This window comes from Variovorax sp. MHTC-1 (assembly GCF_003984645.1).
Taxonomy (GTDB): domain Bacteria; phylum Pseudomonadota; class Gammaproteobacteria; order Burkholderiales; family Burkholderiaceae_C; genus Variovorax.
On record NZ_RWKI01000028.1, the window covers coordinates 1 to 12,586 of the forward strand.

The following is a 12,586-nucleotide window of genomic DNA, read 5'->3' on the forward strand; positions in this document are numbered from 1 at the left end:
AGCGATCGAGTTCCGTACGAGCAAGATGAGGTGACCGTCACCGGGCCGCCGCTCACTGCGCCTGCACCGACGAGCATCTCACCGACCCGAACGAGCAGAACACGCAGCAGTCCCCGGGCTTCGCGCGCAGCACCGCGTTGCAGCCTTCGCACTGGTAGAAGAACAAGCAGGCATCGATCGGCATCGTCTCGCGCTTGGCGTGGCCGCAGTGTGGACAGGTCAGCACCGATTCAAGTGGCGCGGCATTGATTGAGGGTTGCGAAGGCATGGTGCCCCTCGGTGTCAGATCGCCAGCCCAGGTATCCAGAAGAACTGGGCATTGAGCATGTACAGGCCCATGAGAACGAGTGCGACACCGCCGACGATGTCGAAGGCGCGCTGGTAGCGCGCAAGGGGCCGCAGCTTCTCCAGCCAGCCCATGGCGCTGGCACCCAATGCGATCGGCACCGCGCGCCCGAGCGCGAAGGCCAGCAGCAGCAGCGCCCCCCAGACCGGCGAACCGATGCCAGCCACGACGCCGAGCAGCACGATCAGCGCCGGCGTGCACCCCGGGCAGATCGCGATGGCAAAGGGAACGCCCAATGCGAAGGCGCCCCAGGAGCCCGTGACACGCTTGGCGTGCAACGAGAGGCCCTTGAAAGGCATGCGAATCCAGCCCGGCCAAAGCAAGCCCATCAGGATGAGCCACGGCCCGAGCACCAGTCCCCAGTAGCGCCCGAGCAAGGATTGCACCCCCTTGCCACCGGAGCCGGCTACCGCACCCAGCAGCACATGCGTGAGCACCATGCCAGCGATAAACATGCAGCCGAAGACCAGCGCCTGGCGTGGCGCTCGCGCCTTCGTCACATAGGCCAGGGAAACAGGAATGGCTGCCAGGGCGACCGGGTTGAAGCTGAAGAAAAAGCCGGTCAGAAAGCTGACCACGAGCGCGGCTACGCCAGCGTTCTGGACGGCCTGCTGGAACGCCTCGATGTCCATGTCAGCCCGCGCTCAAGCGACGCTCGCGAATCGCTGCGGCGAGCGCGTCGGGCGAAGGGAGCGAAGAAACACCAGTGCGCCGTTGATGGCCACTGCAGGCGGTCTGAGCACCCCCAGCTCGACGGCGTAGTCAAGGGCAGCGAGGATGTCGATCTCCGTCCACTCCACGGTGGGGTCGAACTGCAGCGCCGCGGCGCGCAGACTGTCCAGTTCACGAAGGCACTTCTCGCAACCGATGGCGTGCAGCACTTCAACCTTCATCGGAGGGGTCCTTGGTCACTTCTGGACAGCGCAGCCAGGATCGAGCAGTCCTCGACGGGTCGGGAGTCGTTGCTGCAGTCGGCGATGAGCTGGTCCAGCGCCCTGGACATCTCCTTCATGGCTTTGATGCGGGCTTCCAGCTCGAGCTTCTTTTCGATCACCTTGGTGCGCACGTCGGTGCAGCACGAGGACGGTTGGTCGCGCAACTGCAGCAGCGCCTGAATCTCCGAGAGCGTGAAGCCGCTGTGCTGCGCCTGCTTGATGAAGCGCAACCGCTGCACCGCTTCAGGCCCATACAGCCGGTAGCCACTCTCGGTCTTTGTCGGCGCGTGCATCAGACCTTCACGCTCGTAGAAGCGAACGGCATTGGCCGACACGGCCGCCAAAGCGGCAAGCTTGCCGACGGTCAGGGGGCCGGGCGCGGATGCAGGGGAAGCCATAGCGAACGATAAACCTTCGCCCCAAGGCGAAGGTCAAGCACCCCTGGCCTTGACCTTGCTATGGGGCAATCGTCTACGTTGCAAGTAGCGCCAGCAGCCGTAATGGGGGAAATGCGATGAACGACACCCACGTTTATCCGAGCCTGGAAGAAGGGGTGCTCAGGCTCTACAGGCATGCGGTGGCCGAGCGGCGGTGGGAAGTCGCTGAGTGCTTGATGTGTGCGCTGGAGCAGCTTGCGAAGGCCGAACCGGACTGTGAGGCCTCGGTGGAGCAGGGGTACTTGTGCATTGGCGGCCGCCGTCATCACTTCAATTTTTGATTGCGACGCCGCAGGGTCCACTTGGTGCCCTGCAATTGCCGTACGCGCCTGATCTCAAGATCGCCAGAGATTGCCTACAACTGGCTGCCGCCCGCGTGCTTCCATTGGTCAACGAGCATGTTCCAGATGCGTGATGGTCGGTCTGTCTCTACAACGAGCGTTGCCGATGACCTCAGCGGGAACCATCCGGCGTGTGGCGTCGTGGGCCTCCGCGCCTTGCGCCGGGGTCCCGTTGGCGGCGAGCGCGGTGGCGTCAGCCACCGCGGCTGCGTCGATAATCTTATGCTGTCTGAAATGATGGGGGGTGTCGGATACCGGGTTCTGAGAGCGCCCATGCACCGGCCGATTGCATGAAGCGATCGGCCGCCTGCAGCTGGGTTGCGGAGATCCATTCGTCCGGTTGATGCGCCTGGGCGATTGAGCCAGGGCCGCATACCACCGTTGAAATACCGACCTGCTGGAAGAAGCCCGCCTCGGTGCCAAACGGCAGGTCTGCCTCCGGCCAGAGCGCTCCGAGTTCGCGTGCGACCGAGACCGCTGCGTCGTTGTTGCGCGTCGACAGTGCGGGCACGCCGGCGACCTGCACGGCCTCGACCGTGACGCCGGCGGGAAGGTTCGTCAAGGCATCCCGGACCGCATCGCGCACAAGTTCCGCTGCCGCTTCGTCTTGCGGACGGAACTCCCACAAGACCTCGCAGCAGCCTGGCACGATGTTGATCGCGGTGCCTCCGTCGATCCGGCCGATGTTGAGCGTGGCCTCGCTACCCTGCCTGGCAAAGCTCCGTCGCAGCCCGGCCAGGCAGGTGACGAGGTAGGCGGCGGGCTCGATCGCGCTGGCGCCGAGCGACGGATCGCTCGAATGCACGGGCAATCCACTGAAGAGGGCCCGGTGCCCGAAAAAACCGCGGTGCCTGACGCCGATCCGCATCTCGGTCGGTTCGCCGATGATGGCCAGTGCAGGCGCTTCCACTTGGGTCTTCAAACGGTTCACGAGCTGCGGAACACCGAGGCACCCGATCTCTTCGTCGTAGGAGAACGCGAAGTAAATCGGACGACTCAATGACCGCAGCTGCCACGAAGGGACGGCCGACAGGCAGGCGGAGATGAAGCCCTTCATGTCCGCTGCGCCGCGACCATGGAATCGACCATCGCGTTCGACCAGCGTGAAGGGGTCGGAACTCCATTTCTGGTCGGCCACGGGCACGACGTCGGTGTGCCCGGAGAGCACCATGCCGCCCACCGTGTCGGGGCCGATGCTGGCAAGCAGGTTCGCCTTCCCTCCGTCCTCGCTGTGCACGAGATGCACTTTCACCCGATGCACTGCCAGGTAGTCGGCGATCCAATGGATCAGATCGAGGTTCGACCGATGCGACGTCGTATCGAATGCCACCAGGGTCCGCAAGATCTCGATGGTGGTCATGCAACACGCTCGACCCGGGTGCTGTTGCTGGCGTTGCCGCCGCTCAACCGTTCTTGCGCGAGCTGCATGGCCGCGGCCTGGGTCGGTGCGCTCGTCCGGTCGGACAGTTCGAAGATTCGGCGCAACCTGGCGCCGATGGCCTCGACTTGCAGATCCACTCCCGCGGGATCGAAGCCGTCGCGCTCCGATGCCACCCGGATCAGGCCACCGGCGTTGATCACGAAGTCCGGCGCGTACAGGATTTCCCGGTCGCGCAGCTGCTTGCCGTGCTCATCGCGGGCCAGTTGGTTGTTCGCTCCACCAGCTATCACCCGAAACTTCATCCGTGGCAGGGTTTGATCGTTCACGATCGCACCCATCGCGCACGGCGCAAACACGTCCGCCTGGGCGGCGTAGATTGCGTCGGGATCGACGACCTGCGCATCGAATTCGGCAGAGACCTTGCGTGCAAGCGCCGCATCAATATCGGACACCACAAGACGCGCCCCCGCGTCGACGAGCAACCGGCACAGGCTCCAGCCGACGTTGCCCAGGCCTTGCACAGCCACCGTCAGTCCGCGGAGGTCACGATCCAATCGATGAGCGACGCCGGCCACGATGCCGTGGTAGACCCCCAATGCAGTGGTCGGCGAAGGGTCTCCAGTACCGCCCAGTTCCTCTGGCAAGCCGACCACATGCCGGGTGCCTTCTCGCACCCAGGCGAAATCGGCGACGGTGGTTCCAACATCCTCGGCGGTGATGTAGCGGCCTCCGAGCCGATCGATCGCCACGCCCATGGCCCGCAACAGTTCGGGTGTCTTGTCCTTGTGAGGATCTCCGATGATCACCGCCTTCCCGCCACCCAGTCGGAGCCCTGCGGCCGCGGCCTTGAAAGTCATCCCGCGCGACAGGCGAAGTACGTCACGCAACGCGGAAGCTTCGTCGGCGTAGGGGTACATGCGGCAACCACCCAGGGCTGACCCGAGCGTCGTGTCATGGACAGCGATGATGGCTCGCAACTGGACTCGATCATCGGATATGAAGACGACTTGTTCGTGGTCCGCAAAAGACTCGGTAGAGAAGACAGTCATTTGATCCTTGTGAGTTTCATGTGAACGAGTAGCTGCAAGACCGTCGGGTCAATGCTCGGAGACGCGAGCTAGATACAGCAATAAGCGGTGTAGATATAGCAATAGCGCCACTGGACGAACATCGAGCACCGCGCTGGTGAGCGTCAGGACTTCAGGGCTTGCTTGGCGGAATGATTGCGTCATGTGATGGCCTCGCTGTGCGGCACAGCATGACAGGGGGTGACGCGGTGATATTGGTGAAAATTTGAAGCCGGTGGATCAGGCGCGGGACAGCAGCAAAGCGTGCGCTGCCGTGGTCAGTCCCATCTCGTTGAACAGCCTTCGGTACTCGTTCAGCGCGAGATCTCGCAGCGAATGGTGATTGCCGAGTTCGACCGTTGCTTCACTGCTCGAGAATTCGAATTTCGCCACATCACCTTGGTCAGAAGCTTCAATCGTCGAGTGAATTTCCGGGAATTTGGGCTCGCCCTGCGGGATCAAGCAGGTCCAGATAAGACCATGGCATTCAACAGCCGGGAACATCGTGATCCTGAAACATTCCGCTGCATTGAGTGCGAGCTTCTCGGGGATCTTGCGACATTGCCCGTCGGACCCGAAGTGCAGGCCGTGATAGGCGCAAACCAGCTCGTCGTCTTCGATGCGTCCCGTGCTCAGCGGCAGCCCGCGGTGCGGGCACGTGTCGCGACCGATACGAATGCCATCGGGCATGCGATAGATGACCAATCTCAGATTCAGCAAGGTCACCTGCCTCGGTTTTGCCAATACCTCGTCGACGCGAGAGACTGGAAACCATTGCCTGGCCAGAACGGGCCAGTCCTGCTCGGAGAACGTGCAGTTCGGAGGCAGAAATCCTTCGGGCAGAGGGCGCGAGGGGATCGGTTCGATGGGCATGCTCACCCTATCTGACCAAGCCGATTCGGATCCTTCGATTGTGCTGCCCCTTGTTCTCGATCTTCAGGATGCGCAACGGCGCCGATTGCGAAGTCTTCGAAAGATGGGTTCCGCCGCAGGCCTGCCGGTCCAGCCCCGCGATTTCGATGATCCGTGTCGTGCCGTCATGCTGGCTTGGTGGTGCAACGGACCGGCTGCGGAGCACCCCGGGTTCGCGTGCGAGTTCGGTCGCATCGAGGTACACCGCATTCACCTGTAGCCCGTCCGAGATGAGGGTGTTGAGCTCCGGTTCGAGCTTGCGCAGATCGTTGTTGTCGGCCTCGGGCAGGTCGAAGTCGATGCGGGCCGTACCGTCGGCTGCCATTTGCACGCCCGTCACCAGCGAGCCCTCGAAGCGCTGATAGACAAGCGCATTGAGAATGTGCAGGCCCGTGTGCAATTGGCTCATCATGAACCGGAAATCCTGATCCACGTTTGCGATGACCTTTTCGGCGGGAATCGTGGCAACGTCAGTTTCGTCGAAGCAGTGCCACGCATTGCCGCCCTCCATTTCGATCCGGCTGATCTTGATCTCGCCGCCATTCCATTGCAGTGTGCCACGATCTGCCAATTGCCCGCCGCCGCCTGGATAAAAGAAAGACCGATCGAGAAGAACGGCAGTCGGACGACGCGCTATAACTTCGGCTTCAAATCGAAAGCAATCGGGCTGGGTATGGCAAAGGTAAGGTGACATGAATTCCTCGATTTTGGGATGTCTATGAAAAACGTCGTGCGGTAACGATGCCGATCAGAATGATCACGCCTCCCGCAAATTCGGTGACGCTCAGATATTCGTGAAACAAATAGGCTCCGAGCACGGTCGCAATGACAGGCTGTATCAGCAGGGTGATCGAAGAAAGCGCAGCTGGAAGCTTGGCCAGCGCATAGGCGATGAGACCCTGACCTCCGACATGGGAAACGACCGCCAGCGCCAGCAGCATCAGCATGCCATGAATCGTGCGCGGCACAAGTGATTCGCCGCGCAGAAGCGTGATAGGCAAAAGAACGATCAGCGTGCCGACGCTGCTCCATGCCATGACGGTCATCGTTCGATAATTCGAGCGCACGAGGCTAACCGCCAAAAGGTATGAGCCGTAAAAAACCGCCGTCAACAGTCCCAATAGATTTCCTGTCATGTAATTCGAGCCGAAGTCGAGTCGATGGCCGATCAGGATGAAGGCGCCTGCCAACGCGAACAACATGCTGAACAAGAAACCGGAACTGAATTTCTTGCCCAAGAACAAATTGGACCCGAGCACCACGAAGATCGGCGCAAGATTGGCAAGGAGATTGGAATTGGCCAGCGTGGTCAGCGTCATGGACCAGTGATAGAGCGCCAAATTTCCCGAGAAAATGAATCCGACGAGAATGAGCTTGATCGGAATGGTAGGCGTCTGTTCGGGTGCCGGCCCCGTCGTGTGCACGGGCTCGGCTCTCGCCGCAAGCATGTCGAGCAGGAAGAAGATCGGAATCGCCAGTGCGACCCGATAGACCGCACTGGCGGTCGGCGGCAATTCGCTATTTCGAAGAAAAACACCACCCAGCGCCAAGGCCGCCGCACCAAGCAGCAGCGCGACGAAGGAAAGGAAATTGCTCTTTGAAGCAGCAGGAAGGGCGATGGACGTCGTCATATTTTATTCCGACACGACCGAGTCTCCGTCGGCCGTGTCAGCCGGTTTGTTTTTTGGAGTGTCAACGGACAGGGCGAGGATCTATCCTTCTTCAAATCCCTCTATCACCATGAGCTGCATGTCGACTGCGGCATCCTTTCGCAATTCTCGTGCAAAGGTATATTCCGGTGACTCGTAGAATTTTCTCGCCGCATCGGCAGATTTGAACTCGACAAGAACCACGCGTCGATCATCCGAGGCGCCTTCCAGGTGCATGCGCTCGCCTCCGCGCGTCAGAAATTTGCCTCCGAATTTTTCTATGATCCCGGGCGTGAGTTGCTTGTATTCGTTGTATTGATCCGGATCCACAATGGACATCCGACCAATCAAATAAGCGACCATATAAACAACCTGACTCGGCGCTGTAAGCGCTGCTCAAGCTTGAAAGGGGCTCGGCCGCTTGCTAGACATAGGCGTCCACTTTCCTCTCCTGTGCGACACCGGATTGCAACAAGGCTGCATCCAGAACGTCCCAGAGGCCGGTCAGCGAGTCGAGGAAGTCGTCAGCGCCCTCGATGACCAGATGGGCGTACTCCGTTTTCAAGGCGAGCTCGACCGCGGTTCGGGCGTTTTGCTCGTGATGCTGCTCGGCTCCGACTTCACCCCAGTGCTCCAGAAGGTAGTGCATTTCGGGCACATCGAGGTCCGCGTTGTAGATGCCGCTGTCCACCAGGCAATACTTTTCGCCCGGGATCAATTGCTGATTGGAGATCATTTCCAGCGCCAGCGTGGTGCCGAGATTCCTGTAGGTGTTTTCGATGTCCGTCAGCTTGCGATGATCGAATACTCCGATGGCCTTTCGAACTTGCGCGGTCATTCCGGTTTCCATGTCGTACCCAGGCAAAGACCCGAGCAATTGATTGGAAAAGTCCTTGAGCTTCGCTTCGACTTGCTCCTGGTTGTAGAGGTCCGAAAAAATGAGCTTGTCAGCCGATTGGTTGACAATGTATCCCGCCATCGTCGCCAGCTCGGGGCCGTGGCCCGATTCGCTCTCGACAATTTCTTCCAGCAACTCGCTTTGCCTGTGCAGGCCATGCTCCTTGAGTGCGGTCGGAAAATTCCATCCTGGACGCGTCGAGGCGCAGAAACTCTGGATCTGGTGAAAAAGAGCTCCCACAACGGGCGGCTCAGGTTCGATCTTTACCCAATTCTTGAAAATCGGATGCGAATAGCAGCGATGACTTTTAACTCTCTCAACCAGATCGGAAATGGTAACTCTCATTTCTCACTCCTAATTACAGGTGTTAAAAAAATGCCGTGATAATTTCATTATTTGCTTGCCATCAACATGCGCCCTCCAGGGTGATCGAGGATTTCAACCCGCACGTTTGAAAAGCCCGCGCGGAACAATTTTTCAGTCCACTCGTCTTCGCTCAGAAGCTTCCTAGACATGAAGTGATTGTGCAAATGATTGAATGCTGCGGCGAATGGTCTTTCCCAGTTCGATTGAGCGACGGGAATGGCATCGACGATGATCAGCGTGCCTTTGATCGCATTGGCGCAGCAAGCGCGCAACAACGCGTCGAGGATTTCTTCCTCGGCGGGGAGAAGATCGTGCATGACGAATCCGGCGTGGATGATGTCCGCATCCCTGATGAGTGATGCGTCTTCCACGAGAATCTGGATGGGGGCGGTCACGAACTGAAGCCTGTCGCTCATCCCCGCCTCACTGGCTGCGCGAACGGCTTGTTCGGTGGCCGACGCACTCAGGTCGATTCCAATGCCCTTGGAGCCGGGAATTTTTCTGAGCATGCGAATCAGGAAGCCGCCTGAGCCAGATCCAAGATCCACGATTTTCTTGGGTGCCATGGCGGCAATGGCATTTTCCGGCTGCGGATAGAAGGATTTGTCGCCCATCCATTTCGACGTGCGGGCGACCAGTCCTCCGCTTCTGGGGTATTTGAGTTGTGCTTCTTCGTTGTTTTCCGAAAATTCTTTCGCGTTATTTATCAAGGGGGCGCAAGCGCGGAGCGCCCACGACAGGTATCCGACTTCGTTGATCAGTTCGTCGAAATTGCTGCCAGCCCGATAGGTTATCGGTGTTTTTGTGTTCAACTCCTCGATGATTCCTGCCTTGCTCAGGGAGTCGAGGTAGGCGGAAATTACGGACTCCTTTATTCCACAGGACCGAGACACTGTTGCAGCGTCTACGGTCGGTGAATTCTGGAGAATTTCTATGATTCCATACTCTGCGCCGATTTCCAGCAGGATTGCAGAGCCTGCGAGCGAAGAGCCAGTAATACCGCGATCAACGTTTTGCATGGGGCACCTGTGTGTTCAACACCATTGAAAAAACAACTGATTACTTTGCAGTGGCTGCAAACCATTTAATCGCACGATAGTCAGCGTCTGGGCGCCCGTATTGGCAAAAATTGCGACCGGAGCAGTAGCGCCAGAGGCGGCTCGAGATCAACTCAGGTTCTGCGGCACGGCAAAGCCGCAAGAGGGCGTGCTCGCGCGCGGAGCCGTCCGCTCGAACCCTGGCGGGAGCAAGGGAGCGGGAGTCCCTCAGCGCGCGGCTCGAGCGCCTGAGAGACGACCTCTCTCAGCAGGTCTGGGCGCGCACGTACTGGAGAGGCGTCATGCCGAAGGTGCGCTTGAAATGCCTGGTGAGGGCGCTCTGGTCGTAAAAGCCGCTCGCGATGGCGGCTTCGATCAAGGGCCGGCCTGCCGTGAGGTGACCAATGGCTGCCCTGAGCCGCAACTGCGTCAGGTACGTGTGGGGCGTCAATCCGATCGTCCGGTTGAACGCACCAATCAGTTGGAACGGCGTCAGGTTGGCGGTCGCCGCCATCTGCTCAAGGGTCAATCGCTCCGAGAAGGCGTCGCGCAGCAGTTCCAGCACTGGCGCAAGCACGCGGGCATCTGCGGGCACCTGGAGCACGCGTTGCCCTGGCTGTGCGTGGCTCTGGAAGAGCGTTCCGAAGCTGTGAACGAACAACTCCTGCTGCCGCAAGGGGTCCCACTGCTCGCTGCTTCCGTCGAAGGCTCGATGAAGTTCCAGAAAGCTGGCGATGAGGTCCTGATCGCAAAAGATGTTCGACCCGAAGTAGCGGGTTTGATCGATCCCCAGTGTTGACATCAGGTGCTTGATTCCCGGCTCGGCCAGATAGACAGAGCGGTAGCGCCAGCGGGCGCTGCCGCCCATGCGACCCGAATGGGGCTCGGCTGGGTTGAACACGAGGAGTGCTTGCTGATGGGCAATGCCCGTTCGGCCGCGACTCTTGAATTCCGCGCCTCCGACCTCGGTGACCGCAATCACGAAGGAATGGTGCACATGAGGCGCGTATTCATGCGTCGTGAAGTCCGCATGCAGCATGTCCATGCCCGGCAAGCCGGGCACATGCCAGTAGCGCGATGTATTCAGAGGGTCCAGCTTGGCCAACGCAAACCTCCGTTTGGATCAGCAGTTGCAACGCTTCCAGCGTCCGACCGCTTGCATGGCACCTAAATGGTGAGCAAAAGCAGCCGCGAGTTCGGAGTCGTCTATCCAATGATCTACAGCGCGATCGAGGGCGGGGGCCGCCAGGTCGCGGTACTTTGAGCAAGCAAGGGCTGTGCCACTTCGTCGGTTTGGTGTACCGGATGCTTGACTCACGAAAGAAGAATTTAGATTCACGAATCGCGAGGAATGATTCACCATGGCGTGGCCCAGCTTTTGATGGATGGCCTGCAGCGCGGCCAGCCCTTGGAGACCGTCATGAATATGCCCCTTGAAAGTACCGCACTGGCGTTCGAGTTCCCGTTGGCCAATGGCGTCGAAACGCACAAGGTATTCAATCAGGCCAATCCTTGCATCGGCCATAACGCATTCACAGGCGATGTGGCCCTGCGAGAACTCGTGGCACGCCATGCGTCCTGGAGCATTCCCAACGCGACGGTGATCGGCGCATTGGCAGGCAATGAACAGGTGCAAGACCTTGCACGATTGGCCAACGAGCACAGCCCCCAGCTGCGCACGCATGACCGTTTCGGCAACCGTCTGGACTGGGTCGAGTTCCACCCCGCCTGGCATCAACTGATGGCGCTGGGGTTCGCGCATGGCGTACACAGCCTTGCCTGGACAACCGACGAGTCATCGGCTCACTTTGCACGCGCGGTGCTGAGCTACCTGTGGAATCAGGTCGAAAACGGTACCGGGTGCCCCATCGGTATGGCCTACGCTGCCTGCGCCGGTTTTGCAGGGCGCCCGGAGTTTGCAATCTGGAGGGAAAAGACACTCTCCGGGCACTACGACCCGCGCCGCCTGCCGCTCTCGCAAAAAACGGGTGCCGTGATCGGCTATGCCATGACCGAGAAGCAGGGCGGCTCCGACCTGCGACAGACCCAGACCACTGCCACCTTCGTTGGAACTGAGGGCAACGCCCGGATCTACAACGTGACGGGCCACAAGTGGTTCTTTTCAGTTCCCACCTCGGACGGCTTCTACACGCTGGCTCAAACAAAGTCCGGCGTCAGCTGCCTTTTCGTTCCGCGCTTCCTGCCGGATGGCAGCGCGAACCACATTGCCGTACAGCGCTTGAAGGACAAGTGCGGAAACCGCTCCAATGCATCGAGCGAAGTCGAGTTCAACAAGACCTGGGCGATGTTGGTCGGCGAGGAGGGACGCGGCATCCGGGAGATTCTGTCGCACGCGCACCTGACCCGCCTGGACTTTGCGGTGGGCTCGGCGGGCCTGATGCGCCAAGCACTGACATTGGCGATCAATCACGCATCAACGCGCAACGGTTTTGGGCGCCGACTGGCCGACCTGCCGATGCAGACGAATGTGCTGGCCGATCTAGCGCTGGAAAGTGAAGCGGCCATGTTGTCGGCGATGCGCGTCGCACGGGCGACCGACAGCATGGAATCGAACGAACGGGAGCGACTTCTTGCTCGTGTGGCAACGCCTGTGGTCAAGTATTGGAACTGCCAGCGCGCGACGTACTTCGTCTATGAGGCGTTGCAGATTCACGGCGGAAACGGCTTCATCATGGAAAATCCCGTCGCGCGGCTGTATCGCGAGGCGCCGCTCAATTCGATTTGGGAAGGCACGACGAACATGATGTGCATGGACGTGGTGCGCGCGCTCAGCCGTGAAAAGGGTTCGCTCGAAGTCTTCCTGGATGAAATTTCCCAGCCGGAAGTTGCCAACACAGCGCATGCGAAGTTCATCGCCGGTTTGCGCGACGATCTTGGTGCGGGTCCGGTTGATGAGGGCAACTCGCGCGCTGTCGTGACGCGCATGGCCCTTGCGCTTCAGGCGAGCGAGATACTCAAGCACAGTGATGGTGCGGTCGCCCAGCGCTTTGTGGAGTCGCGCCTGGGCGGTCAACACGCCGGTGTAATGGGCACTCTGGCCATTGGGACAGACCTGCGCGAAATCGTCTCGCGCGCCGACGTGACCGCGGCAGCACAGTCGGCATCTATTTGACGGGTGTGGTCGTTGCTCCCAATCCTGAAGAGGCAACATCGATAGCATCAATATGCTCCTCGCCATTCTAGGCAGACCCGCGTT

Annotated in this window: 15 protein-coding genes; 2 read left to right on the forward strand and 13 right to left on the reverse strand. The window is 60.0% G+C overall.

Going from position 1 to position 12,586, the window contains the following annotated elements; translation table 11 throughout:
* Positions 1 to 52 precede the first annotated feature (52 nt).
* Genes EJI01_RS25625 through EJI01_RS25640 form a run of 4 tightly spaced genes read right to left on the reverse strand, consistent with a single transcriptional unit; the run spans position 53 to position 1,679 of the window.
* A complete protein-coding gene (locus EJI01_RS25625) occupies positions 53 to 250 on the reverse strand; it encodes a GDCCVxC domain-containing (seleno)protein (protein WP_126839980.1) in 198 nt (65 codons plus the stop codon).
* A gap of 32 nt (positions 251 to 282) precedes the next feature.
* On the reverse strand, positions 283 to 978 hold the full coding sequence (locus EJI01_RS25630; RefSeq protein WP_126839943.1) for a cytochrome c biogenesis CcdA family protein: 696 nt from the start codon (positions 976 to 978) through the stop codon (positions 283 to 285).
* Between the two features lie 12 nt (positions 979 to 990).
* Positions 991 to 1,239 (reverse strand): glutaredoxin, encoded by a 249-nt coding sequence (locus tag EJI01_RS25635; RefSeq protein WP_221885715.1) that lies wholly within the window; start codon positions 1,237 to 1,239, stop codon positions 991 to 993.
* Positions 1,236 to 1,679: a heavy metal-responsive transcriptional regulator gene (locus EJI01_RS25640; protein ID WP_126839944.1), complete on the reverse strand. Its 444-nt coding sequence runs from the start codon at positions 1,677 to 1,679 to the stop codon at positions 1,236 to 1,238. Before EJI01_RS25640 ends, EJI01_RS25635 begins: the two co-directional genes overlap by 4 nt.
* Before the next feature lie 116 nt (positions 1,680 to 1,795).
* On the opposite strand from EJI01_RS25640, the gene EJI01_RS25645 reads away from it, so the two are divergent.
* A complete protein-coding gene (locus EJI01_RS25645) occupies positions 1,796 to 1,999 on the forward strand; it encodes a hypothetical protein (RefSeq protein WP_126839945.1) in 204 nt (67 codons plus the stop codon).
* A 280-nt stretch (positions 2,000 to 2,279) separates the two neighbouring features.
* Here EJI01_RS25645 and argE read toward each other — a convergent pair whose 3' ends face one another.
* From argE to EJI01_RS25690, 9 genes are all read right to left on the reverse strand, one after another.
* Positions 2,280 to 3,419, reverse strand: a complete 1,140-nt coding sequence (argE, locus tag EJI01_RS25650) for an acetylornithine deacetylase (RefSeq protein ID WP_126839946.1) — start codon at positions 3,417 to 3,419, stop codon at positions 2,280 to 2,282.
* Positions 3,416 to 4,489, reverse strand: a complete 1,074-nt coding sequence (locus EJI01_RS25655; RefSeq protein ID WP_126839947.1) for a Glu/Leu/Phe/Val family dehydrogenase — start codon at positions 4,487 to 4,489, stop codon at positions 3,416 to 3,418. The genes argE and EJI01_RS25655 overlap by 4 nt, the downstream gene beginning before the upstream one ends.
* 258 nt (positions 4,490 to 4,747) lie before the next feature.
* Positions 4,748 to 5,380: a Rieske 2Fe-2S domain-containing protein gene (locus tag EJI01_RS25660; RefSeq protein WP_126839948.1), complete on the reverse strand. Its 633-nt coding sequence runs from the start codon at positions 5,378 to 5,380 to the stop codon at positions 4,748 to 4,750.
* 7 nt (positions 5,381 to 5,387) lie between these two features.
* Positions 5,388 to 6,113 (reverse strand): alanyl-tRNA editing protein, encoded by a 726-nt coding sequence (locus EJI01_RS25665; protein WP_126839949.1) that lies wholly within the window; start codon positions 6,111 to 6,113, stop codon positions 5,388 to 5,390.
* Between the two features lie 22 nt (positions 6,114 to 6,135).
* Positions 6,136 to 7,050, reverse strand: coding sequence for a DMT family transporter (locus EJI01_RS25670; protein ID WP_126839950.1), 915 nt, complete (start codon positions 7,048 to 7,050; stop codon positions 6,136 to 6,138).
* An 81-nt stretch (positions 7,051 to 7,131) separates the two neighbouring features.
* Positions 7,132 to 7,431 (reverse strand): DUF1330 domain-containing protein, encoded by a 300-nt coding sequence (locus EJI01_RS25675; protein ID WP_126839951.1) that lies wholly within the window; start codon positions 7,429 to 7,431, stop codon positions 7,132 to 7,134.
* A gap of 61 nt (positions 7,432 to 7,492) precedes the next feature.
* Positions 7,493 to 8,311, reverse strand: coding sequence for a hypothetical protein (locus EJI01_RS25680; RefSeq protein ID WP_126839952.1), 819 nt, complete (start codon positions 8,309 to 8,311; stop codon positions 7,493 to 7,495).
* Positions 8,312 to 8,358: 47 nt separating this feature from the next.
* Positions 8,359 to 9,351, reverse strand: a complete 993-nt coding sequence (locus EJI01_RS25685; RefSeq protein ID WP_126839953.1) for a class I SAM-dependent methyltransferase — start codon at positions 9,349 to 9,351, stop codon at positions 8,359 to 8,361.
* Positions 9,352 to 9,634: 283 nt separating this feature from the next.
* Positions 9,635 to 10,474 (reverse strand): AraC family transcriptional regulator, encoded by an 840-nt coding sequence (locus EJI01_RS25690; protein ID WP_126839954.1) that lies wholly within the window; start codon positions 10,472 to 10,474, stop codon positions 9,635 to 9,637.
* A 321-nt stretch (positions 10,475 to 10,795) separates the two neighbouring features.
* Here EJI01_RS25690 and EJI01_RS25695 point away from each other — a divergent pair, with 321 nt between their 5' ends.
* Positions 10,796 to 12,502 (forward strand): acyl-CoA dehydrogenase family protein, encoded by a 1,707-nt coding sequence (locus EJI01_RS25695; protein WP_221885716.1) that lies wholly within the window; start codon positions 10,796 to 10,798, stop codon positions 12,500 to 12,502.
* Positions 12,503 to 12,586: the final 84 nt, after the last annotated feature.